At 68.5% G+C, this 18,295-nt stretch carries 21 protein-coding genes; 5 read left to right on the top strand and 16 right to left on the bottom strand.

Annotated features, from left to right (window positions below; all coding sequences use genetic code 11):
* Window positions 1-30: 30 nt before the first annotated feature.
* A complete protein-coding gene (locus ACWGID_RS06910) occupies window positions 31-837 on the bottom strand; it encodes a SigB/SigF/SigG family RNA polymerase sigma factor (protein ID WP_452195207.1) in 807 nt (268 codons plus the stop codon).
* A gap of 307 nt (window positions 838-1,144) precedes the next feature.
* Here ACWGID_RS06910 and ACWGID_RS06905 point away from each other — a divergent pair, with 307 nt between their 5' ends.
* Window positions 1,145-1,378 (top strand): DUF397 domain-containing protein, encoded by a 234-nt coding sequence (locus tag ACWGID_RS06905; protein WP_452195205.1) that lies wholly within the window; start codon window positions 1,145-1,147, stop codon window positions 1,376-1,378.
* A 249-nt stretch (window positions 1,379-1,627) separates the two neighbouring features.
* On the opposite strand, the gene ACWGID_RS06900 is transcribed toward ACWGID_RS06905, so the two are convergent.
* Together ACWGID_RS06900 and ACWGID_RS06895 are read right to left on the bottom strand one after the other, a co-directional pair.
* Entirely contained in the window at window positions 1,628-1,846 is a 219-nt protein-coding gene (locus ACWGID_RS06900) for a hypothetical protein (RefSeq protein ID WP_452195203.1), read from the bottom strand.
* Window positions 1,843-2,037: a hypothetical protein gene (locus ACWGID_RS06895; RefSeq protein WP_452195201.1), complete on the bottom strand. Its 195-nt coding sequence runs from the start codon at window positions 2,035-2,037 to the stop codon at window positions 1,843-1,845. The genes ACWGID_RS06900 and ACWGID_RS06895 overlap by 4 nt, the downstream gene beginning before the upstream one ends.
* Window positions 2,038-2,487: 450 nt before the next feature.
* Here ACWGID_RS06895 and ACWGID_RS06890 point away from each other — a divergent pair, with 450 nt between their 5' ends.
* Window positions 2,488-3,360, top strand: coding sequence for a helix-turn-helix domain-containing protein (locus ACWGID_RS06890; protein ID WP_452195200.1), 873 nt, complete (start codon window positions 2,488-2,490; stop codon window positions 3,358-3,360).
* 10 nt (window positions 3,361-3,370) lie between these two features.
* Here ACWGID_RS06890 and ACWGID_RS06885 read toward each other — a convergent pair whose 3' ends face one another.
* The gene (locus tag ACWGID_RS06885) at window positions 3,371-3,997 is read right to left on the bottom strand and encodes a DUF2461 domain-containing protein (protein WP_452195198.1); all 627 of its coding nucleotides are present in this window, start codon (window positions 3,995-3,997) and stop codon (window positions 3,371-3,373) included.
* A 42-nt stretch (window positions 3,998-4,039) separates the two neighbouring features.
* On the opposite strand from ACWGID_RS06885, the gene ACWGID_RS06880 reads away from it, so the two are divergent.
* Window positions 4,040-4,990, top strand: coding sequence for a quinone oxidoreductase family protein (locus tag ACWGID_RS06880; RefSeq protein ID WP_452195196.1), 951 nt, complete (start codon window positions 4,040-4,042; stop codon window positions 4,988-4,990).
* Here the strand turns inward: ACWGID_RS06880 and ACWGID_RS06875 are convergent.
* From ACWGID_RS06875 to ACWGID_RS06865, 3 genes are all read right to left on the bottom strand, one after another.
* Window positions 4,980-6,098 (bottom strand): epoxide hydrolase family protein, encoded by a 1,119-nt coding sequence (locus tag ACWGID_RS06875; protein WP_452195194.1) that lies wholly within the window; start codon window positions 6,096-6,098, stop codon window positions 4,980-4,982. The two genes, ACWGID_RS06880 and ACWGID_RS06875, sit on opposite strands and share 11 nt — an antisense overlap.
* A gap of 84 nt (window positions 6,099-6,182) precedes the next feature.
* Window positions 6,183-6,455, bottom strand: a complete 273-nt coding sequence (locus tag ACWGID_RS06870; protein WP_452195192.1) for a hypothetical protein — start codon at window positions 6,453-6,455, stop codon at window positions 6,183-6,185.
* Window positions 6,456-6,679: 224 nt separating this feature from the next.
* Window positions 6,680-6,967, bottom strand: a complete 288-nt coding sequence (locus ACWGID_RS06865) for a DUF1905 domain-containing protein (RefSeq protein ID WP_452195191.1) — start codon at window positions 6,965-6,967, stop codon at window positions 6,680-6,682.
* An 83-nt stretch (window positions 6,968-7,050) separates the two neighbouring features.
* Here ACWGID_RS06865 and ACWGID_RS06860 point away from each other — a divergent pair, with 83 nt between their 5' ends.
* The gene (locus ACWGID_RS06860; protein WP_452195606.1) at window positions 7,051-7,563 is read left to right on the top strand and encodes an N-acetyltransferase family protein; all 513 of its coding nucleotides are present in this window, start codon (window positions 7,051-7,053) and stop codon (window positions 7,561-7,563) included.
* Here ACWGID_RS06860 and ACWGID_RS06855 read toward each other — a convergent pair.
* The 9 genes from ACWGID_RS06855 to ACWGID_RS06815 form a co-directional block, all read right to left on the bottom strand.
* The gene (locus ACWGID_RS06855) at window positions 7,517-8,491 is read right to left on the bottom strand and encodes a cation diffusion facilitator family transporter (RefSeq protein ID WP_452195189.1); all 975 of its coding nucleotides are present in this window, start codon (window positions 8,489-8,491) and stop codon (window positions 7,517-7,519) included. The two genes, ACWGID_RS06860 and ACWGID_RS06855, sit on opposite strands and share 47 nt — an antisense overlap.
* Window positions 8,488-8,889: an ArsR/SmtB family transcription factor gene (locus ACWGID_RS06850; RefSeq protein WP_452195187.1), complete on the bottom strand. Its 402-nt coding sequence runs from the start codon at window positions 8,887-8,889 to the stop codon at window positions 8,488-8,490. Before ACWGID_RS06850 ends, ACWGID_RS06855 begins: the two co-directional genes overlap by 4 nt.
* A gap of 44 nt (window positions 8,890-8,933) precedes the next feature.
* Window positions 8,934-9,962 carry a HoxN/HupN/NixA family nickel/cobalt transporter gene (locus ACWGID_RS06845; protein ID WP_452195185.1) on the bottom strand — a complete coding sequence of 343 codons (1,029 nt, stop codon included), beginning with the start codon at window positions 9,960-9,962 and terminating at the stop codon, window positions 8,934-8,936.
* Window positions 9,963-10,093: 131 nt separating this feature from the next.
* A complete protein-coding gene (locus ACWGID_RS06840) occupies window positions 10,094-10,732 on the bottom strand; it encodes a response regulator (RefSeq protein WP_452195184.1) in 639 nt (212 codons plus the stop codon).
* The gene (locus ACWGID_RS06835) at window positions 10,729-11,883 is read right to left on the bottom strand and encodes a sensor histidine kinase (RefSeq protein WP_452195182.1); all 1,155 of its coding nucleotides are present in this window, start codon (window positions 11,881-11,883) and stop codon (window positions 10,729-10,731) included. The genes ACWGID_RS06840 and ACWGID_RS06835 overlap by 4 nt, the downstream gene beginning before the upstream one ends.
* A 7-nt stretch (window positions 11,884-11,890) precedes the next feature.
* Window positions 11,891-12,373 (bottom strand): hypothetical protein, encoded by a 483-nt coding sequence (locus ACWGID_RS06830; protein ID WP_452195180.1) that lies wholly within the window; start codon window positions 12,371-12,373, stop codon window positions 11,891-11,893.
* Between the two features lie 116 nt (window positions 12,374-12,489).
* On the bottom strand, window positions 12,490-14,088 hold the full coding sequence (locus ACWGID_RS06825; protein WP_452195179.1) for an ABC-F family ATP-binding cassette domain-containing protein: 1,599 nt from the start codon (window positions 14,086-14,088) through the stop codon (window positions 12,490-12,492).
* Between the two features lie 116 nt (window positions 14,089-14,204).
* A complete protein-coding gene (locus ACWGID_RS06820) occupies window positions 14,205-15,614 on the bottom strand; it encodes an ATP-binding protein (protein ID WP_452195178.1) in 1,410 nt (469 codons plus the stop codon).
* Window positions 15,615-15,616: 2 nt separating this feature from the next.
* Window positions 15,617-16,300: a response regulator gene (locus tag ACWGID_RS06815; RefSeq protein ID WP_452195176.1), complete on the bottom strand. Its 684-nt coding sequence runs from the start codon at window positions 16,298-16,300 to the stop codon at window positions 15,617-15,619.
* 168 nt (window positions 16,301-16,468) lie between these two features.
* On the opposite strand from ACWGID_RS06815, the gene ACWGID_RS06810 reads away from it, so the two are divergent.
* On the top strand, window positions 16,469-18,265 hold the full coding sequence (locus ACWGID_RS06810; protein WP_452195174.1) for an ABC transporter substrate-binding protein: 1,797 nt from the start codon (window positions 16,469-16,471) through the stop codon (window positions 18,263-18,265).
* The last annotated feature ends 30 nt before the right edge of the window (window positions 18,266-18,295 follow it).

The following is an 18,295-nucleotide window of genomic DNA, read 5'->3' as shown; positions in this document are numbered from 1 at the left end:
TCTCGGTTGGCCCCCTACCCGGCGTACGGCCTAGGCGGCCGCCTGCATCGGAGTCAGTTTCTCCCGCAGGTCGTCGAGGATCCGGCGAAGGACCCGGGAGACCTGCATCTGGCTGACGCCGATGTCCTTGCCGATCTCCGACTGGGTCCAGCCCTCGACGAAACGCAGCTGCAGGATCCGGCGATCGCGTGCACCGAGACCGGCGAGGACCGGTTCCAGCATCTCGACGGTCTCCAGCTGGTCGATCGTGGCGTCGTCGTCATCGGCAACGACATCCGCCAGGGTGAGCTCGGCATCCGCCTCGGCCGGGCGGTCCAGCGACAGCACGTTGAAACAGCCCTTGGCTGCCAGCGCCTGCTCGATCTCGGTCACCTCGACCTCGAGGTGCGCGGCCAGTTCGGCCGGCGTCGGCTCGCGGTTCAGCTCCTGCTCCAGCACCGGCAGCTTGCTCGCGATCGTGCCTTGCATCTCCTGTAGCCGGCGCGGGATCCGGACCGTCCAGGCGCAGTCCCGGAAGTACCGCTTGACCTCGCCCCGGATGGTCGGAATGGCGAACCCGATGAACGGGGTCTCCGCCTCCAGTTTGTAGTGGTGGGCTGCCTTCACCAGCCCCAGGTACGCGACCTGTTCCAGATCATCGGCCTCGGCTCCACGTCCGCGGAAGCGGCGCGCGATGCCCTGGGCCATCTCCAGGTTGAGTTCGACGACCTGCTCTAGAAGTTCCTGCCGCTCGCCTTCGGCGGTGCTGGCAGCCCGGCGTTCCATCAGCTCCCGGGTGGCTGCTTCGCGGGCGGCCCGGTCTGTCGGGGCGCCGCTGTGGGCCGAAGCCCGTTCCATCGTGCTCGTAACCATTGGTATGACCTCGCGACTGTTGTCACGGCGTGGCACTTAGCTGAACCACGGTCATGCCTCCAAGAGAAGTCGTACCCACGAGTCCGGATCTCATGCATGAGTTCGGAAGATCGGTCCAAACCGTCACCGCTCGCGACCGGACGCGCCCGTCAAGCGGCCGTTTGAGCGGTGGTTCGTGCGCGACACCATCACAGGAAGTAAGGGTGCGGACACGCGCCCCCAAACCGTGTACGATGCAAATGCAAGGCCAAATGCACGTGCATATGCCAAGGACGTATGGAAGGTGCAGCTGATGACTGCGATCTACAACGGCATGCCCGGCGACTCGAACAGTGCGCTGATCTGGAAGAAGAGCCAGCGAAGCGGCCCCAACGGAAACTGTGTCGAGGTCGCGAAGCTGTCGGACGGTGGTGTGGCGGTGCGCAACTCGCGCTTCACCGACGGCCCGGCCCTGGTGTTCACGAAGGCCGAGATCGAGGCGTTCCTCGGCGGCGTTCACGACGGCGAGTTCGACTACCTCGCCTGAGCACCACAACCGCGGTACAAGAGCAGTACTGAGTAATAGAGACGCAACACAGAGCAAGGGCCCCTTCGCCAGGCGAGTGACGAAGGGGCCCTTCTGTATGCCCTGGGACGGGCCTGACGGCGGGTACGCCGGGACGCCGGCCGGAAGGTCAGCGGCGGCCGGGCGGAGACATGGAAACGCCGGGACCAACTCTCCGGCGAGAGTCGGTCCCGGCGTGCCTGAGGGGCAGGTCAGGAGATGCTGACAGGGCTACTGGACGGTGAGTGGCCAGAGCTGTTCGCTCGGCAGCTCGGACGCCTTCCCGGTGGCCGCATTGTCAACGGTGATTCGCAATCCGGTGAACTTCGGGGTCATCACCCGCTGGTACCGCGACGCGCGGTCCGGCTCGGCGACGTACTCGGCGATCAGGTGGTCACCCAGCCAGATCCGCACCATCTTCCGTCCTCCTACTGCTTTGTCGGTGGTCATGGGGCCAGACTCACGATCGGGTCGCCGTCGAGATGACGGACACCGCGCAACCAGCCCTCGAAGGCCCAGCGCTGTTGCTCGGGGCAACGCGCGACCAGATCCTGGATCTCCCGCTCCGTCAGCTCCTCGGGAGCGCGGCCGCCGGACATCGTGGCGGCCTGCTCCACAACTCCACTGTCGTTGTCGTTCATCGACTCGGGTTCCCCAACCAGTCATGCCGACGGGGGGCCGCCGGCGGTCTGTAGGACCGGCCTGCCGGTTCACGCGATGTCACTTTTCGCGAGATCCAGCTCACCTTCTGTGCATGAATCAATCATGGCGTCGGCACGCGGCGAATGCAAGCGCCCGATGCACGTGCATCCGCACGTTTTCCAATTCGAGACCACTTCGGCGCCGTTTGAGCCTGGATCGGGGGTGTCCGAACCTGGACGAACGGTGTTCGACGGCATGTTGACCGGCTACTTTGTACTGACAAAGCAGCCTGACACGGCATCGGCTACTCTTACGCTCCGTGATCGCTGGTACGGAATCGACGCTCCTTTGTAAGAACTTCGGCAGTTCAGCTCCCTGCCGTGCGATGATGTGCACTTGCGGTTGAAATTGCCGCTGATGAACATTGCTGGGGCCGCTGGGAGGTGGGTGTGACCGAGTCGGGCGCGCAAAGCGGACCGACCGCGCTGCGCATCATCCTCGGCGGGCACCTTCGCCGGATGCGGGTGGCAGCAGGGATCAGCCGATCCGACGCGGGGTGGGAGATCCGGTCGTCGGAGTCCAAGGTCAGCCGGATGGAGCTGGGCCGGGTCGGCCTCAAGGAACGCGACGTCCGCGACCTGCTCACGCTGTACGGCGTCGACGACGCGGAAGAGCGGGAGCGCCTGCTCGCGCTCACCCGCGAGGCGAACAACCCGGGCTGGTGGCACCGCTACGGCGACGTGCTGCCGAGCTGGTTCCATTCTTATCTGGACCTCGAGGCCGCCGCGCAGCTGATCCGTGTCTACGAGCTGCAGTTCGTCCCCGGGCTGCTGCAGACCTCGGACTACATCCGCGCGGTGATCCAGCTGGGCCGCGGGATGATCGCGGCCGAGGAGGTCGAGCGCCGCGTCGCGCTGCGCACCAACCGGCAGGTTGTGCTGACCCGTCCGGACCCGGTGCGCATCTGGGCCGTCGTCGACGAGGCGGTGCTGCGGCGCCCGATCGGTGGCGTGAAGACGATGATCGAGCAGCTGGACTACCTGATCGATGCGTCACAGCTGCCGAACGTCACGCTCCAGGTGATGCCGTTCCACGTCGGCGGCCACGCGGCCACCGGTGGCGCCTACAGCATCCTGCGGTTCCCGGAGCAGGACCTGCCGGACATGGTCTACATCGAGCACCTGAGCAGCGCGCTCTACCTCGACAAGCTCGAGGACCTCGACCAGTACACAGCCACCATGGAAGCCCTCTGCGTCGCGGCCCCACCCCCGAACAAGACCCGCGACATCCTCACCAACATCCGCAAGGACTTCGAGGCCTGACCCGAGCTGGTCAGCTGTTGTCGGTGAGCCAGGTGATGAGGGGTTTGGTGGCTCGCCAGTCGGTGCGGATCTGGGTGACCAGGTCGGCGGTGTGGATGACGGGCTCGAAGCCGTAGCTCTTGCCGACGCTCAGGGACTTGTGGCGGAGCAGATCGATGCGCGGGTGGTCCGCGTCGTACCCGCGTGGGCTGGTCTTGAGCTTCTCGCCGCCGATCTCCCAGCCGGCCTTGCCGAGGGTGGCCAGGATCTTCTCCAGCTGCCGGCCGCGTCGGTCCTCGTCGATCGCCGCACGGACCCGGCCGAGGCGCTCGGAGCTCGCCTCGTAGAAGCCGGCCCCGACCCGGACACCGGGCGCGGATACTTGCACGTACCAACCGGTCGCCGGCGCGACCGCGATGTACGCACCCTGGTGGGTCTTGTACGGCGTCTTGTCCTTCGCGAACCGGACATCACGGTACGGGCGGAAGAGCTTCGCGGGACCGAACTCCTCCTCGAGCTCCGTCAGCAGCTCCGCCATGGGCGCCCGCACCGACTCCTCGTAGACCTGCTTGTGCGCGGTCCAGAAGCTCTTGGTGTTGTCCATTTCGAGATCGTCGTAGAAGTCCAGCGCCGCAGCCGGAAACCCGGTAAAACTCATGGGGCAACGATAGTTCGCCCGACGAGGAGGACCGACACCGAGATGCGCGCCATCCAGGTCACCGAGTTCGGTGGCCCCGAAGTCCTCGTCCCGACCGAACTCGACCCGCCGGTCGCCGGCCCCGGCCAGCTGCTCGTCGCGGTGAGCGCGGCCGGGGTGAACTTCGCCGACACCCATCGCACCGACGGCTCCTACCGCGGCGGCGTGACGCTGCCGTTCGTCCCCGGCGTCGAGATCGTCGGTCGCACGGACACCGGCCGCCGGATCCTCTCCCCCATCTTCGAGACCGGAGGTGGGTACGCCGAGTTCGCGCTTGCGCCCGCGCACCGCGTGGTCGACGTACCGGACGGGGTGAGCGACGGGCAGGCACTCGCGGTGCTGATCCAAGGACTGACGGCCTGGCACGTACTGCGGAACAGCGCGCGCCTCGGGGCCGGAGAGTCCGTACTGGTGAACGCGGCCGCCGGCGGCGTCGGCTCGCTGGCGGTCCAGCTCGCCAAGCACTTCGGCGCCGGTCAGGTGATCGCGACCGCCTCCACGCCCGCCAAGCGCGAGCTGGCGCTGCAGCTCGGCGCCGACGTTGCCGTGGACAACAATCCGAACGGCTACGCGGACCGGATCCGGGCAGTGGCCGCGGGCGGGGTGGACGTCGTACTGGACTCGACCGGCGGCCCGACGATGCTGGCCGGGCTCGACTGTCTCGCCGGCTTCGGCCGCCTGGTCAACTACGGCAACGCCGGTCGTGAGGGCCGGCCCGCGGTCGACCCGAGCGCGCTTGCCCAGCGCAACCTTTCGGTCGCCGGCTTCTGGCTGGTCCCGGCGATGGAACTCCCAGGCGGGTACGTCGAACCGCTCACCGAACTCCTCGCTCTGACGGCCGCCGGCAAACTCCACCCACTGGTCGGCGCGGAGTACCCGCTCGAGCAGGCACGCCGCTCACACGAGGACCTCCTCGCCCGCCGGACCACGGGGAAGGTCGTACTCAAGCCCTGAAGAACGCCCGGATGTCCGCGGCCAAGGCCTCAGGCTGTTCGAGCGCGGCGAAGTGGCCGCCGTGGGGATGGCTGGTCCAGCGGACGATGTTGTCGCTGTCGGCAACCTTGTGCCGCAGCGGGATGAAGTTCTCGTGCGCCAGGTCGAGCAGCGCGGTCGGCGTCCGCGACGGTTCGGCCGGTTGCCCCCAGTACGGCGCGTGCGCGCGTTCGTAGTAGATCGCGCCGGCCGATCCCGCGGTCCGGGTGAGCCAGTAGAGCATGACGTTGGTGAGCAGTGCGTCGCGATCGACCGGGCGCGCCGGATCGGTCCAGGTCGCGAACTTCTCCGCGATCCACGCCAGCTGCCCGACCGGCGAGTCGGTCAGCGCGTAGGCGAGAGTCTGCGGGCGCGTCGACTGCAGATCGGCGTACCCCTGCTGCTCGGTCGCGAACTCCTGCTGCCGGCGCCACGACGCCCAGGTCCGCTCCCGCTCGGCCAGGTCGAGCGGCGCGAGTTCCTCCGGCGTCGGCTCGGAGCTCGCGCCCGCACCCGGGATCAGGTTGAGGTGTACGCCGATCACGCGCCCGGGATCGATCCGCCCGACCTCCCGGGAGATCGCCGCACCCCAGTCGCCGCCCTGTACGCCGTACCGCTGGTAGCCGAGCCGGGTGGTCAGCTCGGTCCACGCGCGCGCCACCCGCTTGAACTCCCAGCCGGGTTCGGGGGTCGGGCCGGACAGCGTGAAGCCGGGAATCGTCGGGAGGACGAGGTGGAAGTCGCTGAGCATCCCGGCGACCTCGGTGAACTCGACGATCGAGCCCGGCCAGCCATGGGTGAGGACAAGAGGGATCGCCTCTGGGTCCGGCGACGGGATGTGCGCGAAATGGATCCGCGCACCGTCGATCGTGGTCGTGTACTGCGGCCACTCGTTCAACCGCGCCTCGGCGGCGCGCCAGTCGTAGGAGTCCCGCCAGTACTCGACCAGCTCCTGGAGATAGCCCAGCGGTACGCCGCGGGACCACCCGGCGCCCGGCATCTCGTCAGGCCAGCGCACTAGCTCCAAGCGCCGGCGCAGGTCGTCCAGCTCGCTGTCGGGCACGTCCAGCCGAAACGGTTCGATCGTCACTCCGGCACCTTGTCGCACCGGGTCAGGCTCCGCAAAGGAATTCAGCCCACCGAAGTCAGTGCACCCGGATTCAGGCGTCCCGGGTCAGGCGGCGACCTTCGCGGTGCTGCGGTCGCGGACCACCTTGACCGCGACGGCCGCGATCAGGCACAGGACGCCGGCACTGATCACGACCGTGACCAGGGTGCTGGCGCCGTTCAGCGCGTTGTCGCAGGACATCGGCGTGATGCCGCCGGCCGGCTGGAACGCCGACCCGCAGTCCGTCCCGCTCGCCGAGACCGACCGGAAACCGAGCAGCGCCCCACCGAACAGGAGCACCAGCCCGGCGACACCGAGAATCTTGTTCAGCGTGATCACAGTGCGACCGGATCCGCTGGTGGTGGGCATGCCGACGGCACGCCCCGTGAGCCCCGTAGCACTTCGTTCACTCCTGACTTCGACGGACCACCCAAGAATCGAAGGTACGGTCCGGCCCGCGAGGATCCCCACCCCGGCAGCCCGTCAGGATCGATTCTTCACAGAGTCCTTACTCAGAACATGACCGACTGTGACGGTGATCTCAGATCAAATGGAAGTCACTGTCAGCCGAGACGTTCCTCCAGATGCACGGTGACGTCCTCCCCCGGCTGTTTGCCGAGCAGGCCGCGCAGCTCGCCCTTCACGGGCAGTTTGTGGGTGCCGTCACCGAGCGCCATGAACGAGCTCTCGAACGGGTGCCCGTCCATCGTGCCGCGGACCTTCACCAGCCCGCGCGTCCCGAAGTACTCCGCCGAACCCGGCATCTGCAGGTAGGTCCAGCCGCCCTTGGCGTCGCTCTTCAGCAGCGGCGCGGTGAACGTCTGGTCCAGCTTTCCGGTCTTCTTGCTCATCGTGAGCTCCTCTCTACACGCCTAGGTAGAGGCTGCCGACGGCCTTTCGACATCTTCGGTCAATTTATTCTGGGATCGTGCAGATGATGATCCGCCGGGCCGGGCGGGACGACGTACCGGCGGTGCTGGCCCTTCTCGACGGGGCAACGAAATGGCTGGTTGCCCGCGGCCGGACGGAGCAATGGGGTACGGCGCCCCATTCGACGAGCCCGCGGCGGGTCCAGCAGATCACCGGGTTCGCCGACGACGGCGGATTGTGGGTCGCTCAAACGAATGATCACGTCGTCGGCGCGCTCGCGGTCGGGGCCGCGATGGAGTACGTGCCGCCGGCAACCGAGCCCGAGCTGTACGTCCGGTTGCTCGTCACGGACCGCGCCTCGGCCGGGCAGAACATCGGCGGCGTACTGCTCGACCACGCCCGCGAGCTGGCCCGCGCGGACGGCGTACACCTGCTCCGCGTCGACTGTTTCGCGGGCGGCGACGGTGCGCTCGTCCGGTACTACGAGCGGCAGGGGTTCACGCGGGACGTCGCGTTCGCCGTACCGCGGGTCAATGAGCCGGACTGGCCGGGTCAGGTGCTTGCCCAGCGGTTGTGACCGACCGGTGGACCGTCCCGTGCGAGTCGCTGCAGTGGGCCGACGGCTCGTCGCCGGTCGCGTGGTCGACCTGGAGCGTGGAATGCGTCAGGTGGTGGCGGTCGGCAAGCAACTGCTCGATCCGGACCCGGATCTGATGACAGTCGAGGCCCTGGGCAACCAGGATGTGCGCGGAGGCCGCCGGCTCGCCGGAGGTGATCTCCCAGACGTGCAGGTCGTGCACCTCGACCACCCCGTCGATCGCGCACAGCTCGGCGCCGAGCGCCTGCGGGTCGATCGCGCTCGGGGCGGCCTCGAGGAAGATCCGGCCGGAGTCGCGGACGAGTGAGATCCCGGCCTTGAGCATCAGCGCGGCGACCACCAGCGCGGCGATCGCGTCGGCGCGGGCGAAGCCGGTGAGCAGGACGACGAGACCGGCGATCGCGGTCGCGATGAACGCGAACAGGTCGTTCAGGATGTGCTGGAACGCGCCCTCGACGTTCAGGCTGGAACGGTTCGCCTTGCTGATCAGCCAGGTGGCGAGCAGGTTCACCACGATGCCGACCAGGCCGGTGACCAGGACGAGCCCACCCTTCACCTCCGGCGGGTGGATCATCCGGCTGACGGCCTCGTAGACGAAGTACACCGCAAGCAGGAGCAGCGTGATGCCGTTGGCCTGCGCGGAGAGGATCTCGACCCGCTTGAAGCCGTAGGTGAACCCGCCGGCCGGTGGTTTCGCCGCGAGCCGGATCGCCAGCAACGCCAGCCCGATGGCGATCGCGTCGGTCAGCATGTGCGCGGCGTCCGTGACCAGGGCCAGCGATCCGGCCGCGAGACCCACCACGACCTCGGCGGCCATGAAGCCGACGATCAGAGCGAGCGCACCGCTCAACAGCTTCTTGTCCGCGGCCGCGGAGACCCCGTGGCCGTGCCCATGTCCCGCGCTCACGAGTCGGCCCTCTCCGGGTGGATCGCGTCGGTGTGCTCGGTGTGCGCGACCGCGAGATCCAGCAGCATCCGCACGTGCGCGTCGTCCAGCCGGTAGAACGCGTTCCGCCCATCCCGCCGTACGCCGACCACGCGGTGCGCCCGCAGCAGCCGCAGCGCATGCGACGTGGCGGACTCGCTCAGCCCCGTGATCGCGGCCAGATCGCAGACGCACAGCTCCCCGTCGAGCAGGGCGACCAGCAGCTTCAGCCGCCGCGGATCGCCGAGCAGGCTGAACACGTCGGCGGTGTCGACGATGTCGTCCTCGCCGGGCATCCTGGCATGGACGCTCGCCACCCGCTCCGGGTCGACCAGACGGACGTTGCAGGAGTCGTGCTGCACATCTGCAGAACTCTTCATATGTTCACGGTAAGCCATCACACCGCGCCGGGCAACCGTGACCTTCAGTGCACGGGGTGGTTCACGGTCCACTTCTCTTCGATCCGGCCGTACTTCCAGATCGCCTGCGCGACCAGCCAGGTGACGACGAACAGCCCGACGATCGCGTAGCCGACGTAGTTCAGGTCGACGGCGGCGATCGCGGCCAGCGGACCGTGCTCGATGTGCAGCCTGTCGGTGAGGATCGAGATCAGTTCGATGCTGCCGATCACCAGCGCCACGGCGACCGACAGGCCGGTGATGGTGATGTTGTAGTAGACCTTGCGGACCGGTTTCGCGAACGCCCAGCCGTAGGCGAAGTTCATCAGGCAGCCGTCGATCGTGTCGAGCAGACTCATCCCGGCCGCGAACAGGATCGGCAGCGTCAGAACGGCGTACCAGGGCAGGCTGAACGCGGCGGCGCCACCGGCCAGGACGAGCAGGCTGACCTCGGTCGCGGTGTCGAAACCGAGGCCGAAGAGGATGCCGATCGGGTACATCTGCCACGGGCGGCTGACCGCCTTCGTGACGCCGGCCAGGATGCGGTTCAGGAAGCCACGCTGATCGAGGTGGTGCTCGAGCGACGCCTCGTCGTACTCGCCGGTGCGCATCCGGCGGAAGACCTTGAGCACCGCGACCAGGACCACCAGGTTGAGGGCCGCGATCAGGTACAGGAAGACGCCGGAGACCGCCGTACCGACGAGGCCGGTGATGTGTTGCAGGCGGGACGAGTCGTCGGCGACCTGGCCGGCCAGCGTACGGACGCCGAGCCCGAGCAGGAAGCACAGCACGAACACCACGGTCGAGTGCCCGAGCGAGAACCAGAACCCCACCGACAACGGCCGCCGCCCGTCGGCCATCAGCTTCCGCGTGGTGTTGTCGATCGCCGCGATGTGGTCAGCGTCGAACGCGTGCCGCATCCCCAGCGTGTACGCCGTGACGCCCAGCCCGACCCCGAACACCCCGGCCGACCCCAACAGGTAATGCCGCGGCGCCACCACCAGCGCCAGCACTCCCCACCCCACCAGATGCAGCAACAGCACAAACCCAGCCATCGCCCCCACCGAGCCCCACTCCCGCCCGGTAATCCCCATCCGCCTCACAACCCGCCAGTAAACGCCCACCCCTCCCCACATGCAACCCAGTCGCAAAACGATCAGGTGCAGGAAGGCCAGGCGCAGGAAGGTCAGGCGAGGCCGAGGCGGTAGGCGTAGGCGACGGCTTGGGCTCGGTCGCGGAGGTTGGCTTTGGCGAAGAGGTGGTTGATGTGGGTCTTGACGGTGGCTTCGCTGACGACCAGTTGGCGGGCGATCTCGGTGTTGGACAGGCCCTCGGCGATCAGGCGGAGTACTTCCAGTTCGCGCGGAGTGAGACCCGAGTCGGAGGCGTCGACCGGCCGTGAGGTGGAGGTGGTGCCTTCGATCAGGCGGCGTTGGACGTCGGCGTCGAGGATCGACTGACCCGCGGCGGCCGCCTCGAGCGCGCGGCCGATCGACTCGGCGTCGGCGTCCTTGGTGAGGAACCCGCGCGCCCCGGCTCGCAGCGCGGACAACACCGAGTCGTCGTCGCTGTACGTCGTGAGTACGACGACCTCCGTCCGCGGATGCTCGGTCCGTACCAGGCCCGTCGCCTCCACTCCGTCCATCGTCGGCATCCGCAGATCCACCAGCAGTACGTCGGGATCGTGCTCGGCCACCAGCTGAACGGCTTCCCGCCCGTCCGACGCCGCCGCGACCACGTCGATCCCGGGCAGCAACTTGAGCAGCGTCACCAGCCCGTCCCGCACCACGGTCTGATCGTCCGCGACCACCACTCGCACACTCATGCCGGCACCTTCAGCTCGACCCGCCAGCCCGTCGACGTCGGGCCGGCTTCCAATGATCCACCGGCCAGGTCGGCCCGTTCCCGCATCCCGAGCAGACCGTAGCCACCCGGCGCCGCCCGTTCCGGCCGCTTCCCCTGCTGATCCTCCACGGTCAGCCGCAGCGGATCGCCGTACGCCAGCTCCACTCGCACCGCCGCGCCCGGCGCGTGCTTCCGGGTGTTCGCCAGCGCCTCCTGCAGGGTCCGGTACAGCGTGCCCATCACATCACCCGACAACTCCCGCTCGTCCCCCTCGACCACGAACTCCCCCGCCGCCTGGGTCTCCAGCCGGTACGCCGCCACAAGATCCGCCAGCGCCCGTACGTCGGGAACCGCGTCGTCCCGCAACGCCGCCACCGCCCGCCGCGCCTCGGCCAACCCGTTGGCGGCCAGCCCCTGCGCCCGCGTCACCTGCTCGATCGCCTCGGGCGACGCCCCGTCCCGCACCAGCATCAACCGCGCCCCCTGCAGACTCAGCGAAAGCCCGGCCAGGGAGTGCGCGAGTACGTCGTGCACGTCGCGCGCGATGCGGGCCCGCTCGGCCAGGGCCGCGGCCCGCTCGTGCTCCTCGATCGCGGCCTGCTTGCGCGCCAGCGACACCTCGAGGTCCTCCAACTGCTGCTCGCGGGTCCGCCGGTTGATCGACGCGAACGTCAGTGCGATCACTCCGAACACCGACCCGAACGCGGCGGTCCACGACCGGCTCGTGGCGTACAGCGGCAGGCTCGCTCCAAGGATGCCAACTCCGACGATCGCCCAGGCGAGCCGGTCGGGTTTGTAGTACCTGACCGCGGACCGGGTGGCCCAGAACGGGGCCACGATCATCACGCTCTCCGGCAGCGCGTACCAGAGCAGCGAACCGGAGATCACGAACACCAGTAGGCCGTAGCCGGCGCGCCCGAGCGGCTCGCCGTACCGGAGCCAGAGGGTCGAGATGTTGCTGACCACAACGATCAGGCCGAGGACGAGGATCACGGCGTACGGGAACCGGTGCTGGTCGTGGTTCCGGGCGGCGAGCGCGACCGAGATGATCGTCAGCACACTCGGGACCGCACGCAGCAGGAGACCAGCCACGGGCTCGTCCCGGAACTGGTCTCCCAGCGTCCACCTCATGAAGTCATCATGCCCGCTCGACGGCGAACGGGATGTTCAGCGCCTGCGAGCGGCGGTAGATCATCGCGTTCTGAGCGGCGATCGTGACGCCGACGGTCAGCACCAGCGTGGCCTGGCTGAAGGTGTTGTGCGGCCACAGCGCGGCCGCCGCGAACGACGTACCGACGCGCAGCGCGATGGTCACCAGCCAGAGCACCAGGGTCGCGGCGGTGCCCTTCTGGAACAGGCCCTCGTCGGTCTGGGTCAGGCGGATGCTCGCGCCCCGGGCGATCCCGAAGCCGATCAGCAGGACGCAGTCGAGAGCGAGGAAGGCGAGCTGACCGGTGGTCGCGGTGTGGATCGCGGACCAGATCGTCAGCAGCCCGTAGCACAGCAGGATCCCGGGCATCAGGAACAGCGACCGCCGGGTGACGAGCGAGCCGGTCACCTGGCGGCCGACGACCCGGAACAGCACCAGCAGGCCCAGCAGGATTCCGATCACGGTCGACATTTCGGGGTCCTTTCGGAGGAGTTGTTGTTGGTGACAACACTCCTCGGATCGGCCGTCCGGAACGTCAGCCCCGAGGTGAGACCCGGGTGGAACCGGGTCTCAACCCATGGGTTGACTCACGCGAGGGACACCAGGTCCAGGTAGTCGTCCGACCAGAGGTCCTCGGTGCCGTCGGGGAGGATCAGCACCCGGTCCGGGCGGAGCGCCTCGATGGCCCCCTCGTCGTGGGTGACCATCACGATCGCGCCCGGGTAGCTGCCGACCGCGCCCAGGACCTCGTCCCGCGAGGCCAGGTCGAGGTTGTTGGTCGGCTCGTCCAGCAGCAGCACGTTCGCGCTGGAGTGCACCAGACCCGCGAGCGCCAGCCGGGTCTTCTCGCCACCGGACAGGACGCCGGCCGGCTTGTCCACGTCGTCACCGCTGAACAGGAACGAGCCGAGCACGTTCCGGACCTCGCCGTCGGTCAGGCCGGGCGCGACCGCCGCCAGGTTCTGCCGCACGGTCCCGGCCAGGTCCAGCGTGTCGTGCTCCTGGGCGAAATACCCGAGCCGCAGACCGTGACCGGGTACGACGTGACCCTCGTCAGGCTGTTCGCGGCCCGCGAGCAGCCGGAGCAGCGTGGTCTTGCCCGCGCCGTTCAGCCCGAGGATGACGACTCGGCTGCCCCGGTCGACGGCCAGGTCGACACCGTTCAGTACCTGCAGACCGCCGTACGCTTTCTTCAGGCCGACCGCGGACAGCGGGGTCCGGCCGGACGGAGCGGGGGCCGGGAGCCGGATCTTGGCGACCCGGTTGGCCCGGCGGACCGGTTCGAGGCCGGCGAGCAGCTTGTCCGCCCGCCGGGCCATGTTCTTGGCCGCGACCGCCGTCCCCGCGCTCGCCTGCATCTTCGCCGCCTGCGTGTGCAGGACCGAGGCCTTGCGCTCGGCGACCGCGCGCTCGCGCTGCCGCCGCCGCTCGTCCAGGTCGAGCTGCTCGAGGTACTTCGTCCAGCCGGTGTTGTGCAGGTCGACCGTACGCCGCTGCGGATCCAGGTGGAACACCCGATTGACCGTTGCCTTGAGCAACTCGCGGTCGTGGCTGATCACGATCAGGCCACCGGCGTACGACTGCAGGAACTGCCGCAGCCAGAGCACCGAATCGGCGTCCAGGTGGTTGGTCGGCTCGTCGAGCAGCAGCGTCTCGTGCTGCGCGAACAGGATCCGGGCCAGCTCGACGCGGCGACGCTGACCGCCGGACAGCTGACCGATCGGCTGCATCAGGGCACGGTTGGGCAGGCCGACACCGGCTGCGAGCCGCGCCGCTTCCGCCTCGGCCGCGTAACCACCGCCGGCCTGGAATTCCGCTTCGGCCCGCGCGTACGCCGCCATCGCCTTCTCCTGCGCCTCGCCGGTGGCGGTGCTCATCGCCGCCTCGGTCTCGCGCAACCGGCGTACGGCGGTGTCGAGGTGCCGCGCCGACAGGATCCGGTCGGTGACGGTGAGCGCGGGATCGGCCGCGCGGGGGTCCTGCGGCAGGTAGCCGATCGACCCGGTGACGGCGATGTCCCCCGCCGCCGGACGCTCTTCGCCGGCCAGGGTCTTCAGCAGCGTGGTCTTGCCGGCGCCGTTGCGGCCGACGAGTCCGACGCGGTCCCCGACGCCGACGGTGAACGAGATGTCGGTCAGCAGCAGCTGCGCGCCGACGCGAAGTTCTACACCGCGAACGGTGATCATGATGGTTACTCTCCGTGATAGCTAGTCGACACACCTCACCTGTAGAAGCGGGTGCGCCAGCTAGACACAGAGGCAAGTAGCCATACGTCCAAGGTAACCGGGCGGGCCAACAGCCGTCAGCTGATTTTCGCGGGCAGCTCGACGACGAAGCGTGCGCCGCCGCCCGGACGGTCGGTCACCTGGATGCTGCCGTGATGCCACTGCACGTGCCGGGCGACGATCGCCAGGCCGAGGCCGACGCCGCGGCCCCGACCGGAGGTCCCGCCGCGGCCGAAGCGTTCGAAGATGCTCGCCCGGTCCTCGACCGGGACGCCCGGCCCCGCGTCGTCGACCGTGATCACGACCCCCAGGCCACCGGCCCGGACACCGACGCCCTTGCAACCACCGGCATGGTCCTCGGCGTTCTCGACCAGGTTGGCGATCACCCGCTCGAGCCGGCGCTTGTCGGCCTGCAGCGTCAGCCCTTCGGCGTCCGGCTCGACCGTGGTCACGTCGCGTCCGGCGGTCGCGTCCGCCGCGGCCCGCACCAGGTCGGCGATCCGGACGATCTCCCGGCTCCCCCGGTCGCCACCGTCGTCGCGGGAGATCTCCAGCAGGTCGATCACCAGCCGGCGGAACCGGTCCAGGTCGTCACCGAGCAGTTCGACCGGCTCCCGCACCGCCTCGGGGAGTTCGGCGCGGTGGTTCTGGATCAGCTGCATCGAGTTCAGCATCGTCATCAACGGCGTCCGCAGCTCGTGGCTCACGTCGCCGGCGAACCGTGCGTCCGCCGCCACCCGCCGCTCCATGTCCGCCGCGGTCTGGTTGAACAACCGTGCCAGGCCGCCGAGGTCCTTGTCACTCTCCGCCTGCAGCCGCGCGTCCAGCTTCCCGCGGGCGACCGAGTCCGCGGCCTGGGTCAGCTCGGCCAACGGCCGCAACGCCACGGTGCTCGCCAGCCGCCCGACCGCGAGCCCGATCAACGCGGTCGCGATCGCCGCCGCGACCAGCGTGATCTTCAGCGTGCGCAGGGTGTTGTCCAGGCTCGTCAGCGGGTGCCACTCGAAGAACGCCTCACCCTGGCGCCCCATCGGCACCCCGACCGCGAGCACCGGCCGCCCGCCCACCTCGATCCGCCGCTGTACGACGGTGCCGGCGAGCGCGGTCTGGATCAGGTCCGACGGCAGGTCGGACGGTTTGCCGGTCAAGGCGTACCAATGGTCCTCGATGTACACCATCGACGCCGCCGCGTCTGTCGACGGCAAGCCGTTCATGACGTCGATCACCGACACCCCGGGCTGCAGCGTCGGGCCGCTGCACTCGGCCCGTTCGTGCCCCGGGCTGCACGGCACCGGCGCACCGAACAACCCGTACCGCAGCGCCGCGGCGTTGTCCGCCGTCACTGTCACCGCCGACGACTCGCGCTGGTCGGTGAGGTAGGTCGAGACCACTTTCCAGGTCACGATCGCCAGCACCGTCGAGAGGCCGAGCGCGAGCAGGCCGTACGCCAGCATCACGCGGCTCCGCAGGCTGAACCGGCCCAGCAAGGTCAGCTCACCAGTCGGTAGCCCAGACCGCGGGCAGTCACGAGATGCTTCGGGCTGGCCGGGTCGCGTTCGATCTTCAGCCGGAGCCGCCGGACGTGCACGTCGACGATCCGGCTGTCCCCGAAGTACCCGTACCCCCAGACCTTCGACAGCAACTGCTCCCGGCTCAGCACCTTGCCCTCGGCACCAGCCAGCTCGGCCAGCAGCTTGAACTCGGTCCGCGTCAGCGACAACGGTTCGCCGTCCCGCGTCACCTCGGCCCCTGGTACGTCGATCCGCAGGTCACCGATCTCGAGCAGGTTCGCCTGCCGCGCGTTGGCCGGCTCGACCCGCCGCAGCAGCGCCCGGATCCGGGCCGACAACTCCTTGGCAACAAGCGGTTTCGTCACGTAGTCGTCCGCGCCGGCCTCCAGCCCGGCGACCACGTCGTGACTGTCCGTCCGCGCCGTCACCATGATCACCGGTACGTCGCTCGCGCGCCGGATCTCCCGGCAGACGGCGAACCCGTCCCGATCCGGCAGCATCAGGTCCAGCAGCACCACGTCCGGAGTCTCCCGGCGCAGTGCCGCCAACGCGTCGTACCCGTTGGCCGCCTCGGTGACCTGATAGCCCTCGTCCTCCAGGGCAAGCCGCAGCACCCGCCGGATCCGCGGCTCGTCGTCGACCAGCAACAGGCTGTGTGCCACGGGAACAGTGTCGCTCATGCGGAGGGCCCCGGCGGGGTTACGGCTGTCATGAATCCGTCATGTTCTCGCCTGGCGTGGTTGACATCCTCTTGACGGTTGCGTGCTCGCTGGTTCCGGCTGCGCCCGGAAGTCCTAACTTCAGCGCTATCGAGTCCCGGAGGAGGACCAATGGCCAGAAGACGGCTGGCGGCATTATCTCTTGCCGCCGCGGCGAGCATTGCGCTCGCCGCCTGTAGCGGTGGTGGCACCACACCGTCCGGATCCGGCACCAGCACAGCCGGTACTCCGGTCACCGGTGGCACCCTGAACTTGCTCGGCTCGGGTGACGTCGACTATATGGACCCGAACATCAGCTATTACTCGGTCGGGTACATGAACCTGCGGATGTGGAGCCGCCAACTGTTCACCTACCCGGCCGATCCGGGCAAGGACAACACGACGCCGGTGGCCGACCTCGCCACTGAGATCCCGACCACCTCGAACGGCGGGATCAGCGCCGACGGCAAGACGTACACGATCAAGATCCGGCCCGGCGCCAAGTGGAACACCAGCCCTGCCCGGGCGGTGACCGCGGAGGACATGGTGCGCGGCGTGAAGCGGACCGCGAACCCGATCCAGCCCTTCGGCGGTATTCCGGACTACGCCAGCCTGCTGGTCGGGTACCAGTCGTTCCTCGACGGGTTCTCCAAGGCTCCGAAGACCATCGCGGGCCTCAAGGAGTACATCGACAAGACGCCGCTGCCGGGCGTGGTCGCCAAGGACGCGAGCACGGTCGAGTTCCATCTCGTCCACCCGGCGACGTACTTCGTCGGCATGCTGACACTGACGGCGTTCTCGCCGGCGCCCGTGGAATCGCTCAACTACCTGCCGATCAGCACCGAGCTCGGGAACCATTACCCGTCCGACGGCCCGTACAAGGTCGACAGCTGGGTGCCGACCAAGTCGATCTCGTACTCGCGCAACCCAGCCTGGGACCCGGCGTCCGACCCGGTTCGTAAGGCGTACGTCGACAAGATCCTGGTCAACGAGACGGTCGCCCAGGACTCGATCCAGCAGCAGCTGCAGACCGGGACCCCGTCCGCGGACCTCGAGTTCGACATCGCCCCACCACCGTCGCAGCTGCCGGCCCTGATCGCGAAGAAAGACCCGGGCCTGAACCTCGGGCTGACCGCGTCCAGCAATCCGTACGTCGTCTACAACACCGCGTCACCGAACAACAACAAGGCGCTGGCGAACGTGAAGGTGCGGCAGGCGATCAGCTACGCGATCAACCGCGCCAACATCCTCCAGGTCATCGGCGGTCCGACGATCAACCCGCCGCTGACGCACGTGCTGCCGGACAACATCCTCGGTTCCAAGCAGAACGACCCGTATCCGTACAACGTGGACAAGGCCAAGCAGTTGCTGCAGGAGGCGGGCTTCCCGCACCTGACGCTGAAGTTCCTGTACCGCAACGCGTCCGAGGGCAGCAGCAAGGCATTCCAGACCATCCAGCAGGACCTGTCCAAGGCGGGTATCACGGTGACCGGCGTACCGTCGCCGAACGCGGACTTCTACGTGAAGTACCTGCAGGTGCCGACCGTCGCGCAACGCGGCGTCTGGGACCTCTCGCTGGCCGGTTGGGGCGCTGACTGGTACGGCAACGCGGCCCTGTCGTTCTTCAACCCGCTGTTCTCCGGGCAGCCGTCGTTCCCGCCGATCGGCAGCAACTTCGGGCTGTACAACAACCCGCAGACCAACACGATGATCCAGCAGGCCGCGATGGCGACCAGCGACGACCAGACGGCGGCTCTGTGGGCGAAGGCCGACGCGCAGGTGATGGCCGACGCGCCGTTCTACCCGCTGACCAACCCGAAGAACGCGAACTACCACGCCCCGCAGGTGCAGAACGCCGTCTACGTACCGGCTCTGCAGGGCTTCGATCCGACGAACGTCTGGCTCACCAAGGACAAGCAGGGCGGCTGACAACCTCATGGCTGTATTGAATGCCGCGCC

The sequence above is a fragment of the Kribbella sp. NPDC054772 genome, from assembly GCF_053611945.1.
The sequence above is the reverse complement of the archived record's forward strand: the minus strand, read 5'-3'. Positions and strand labels throughout refer to the sequence as shown.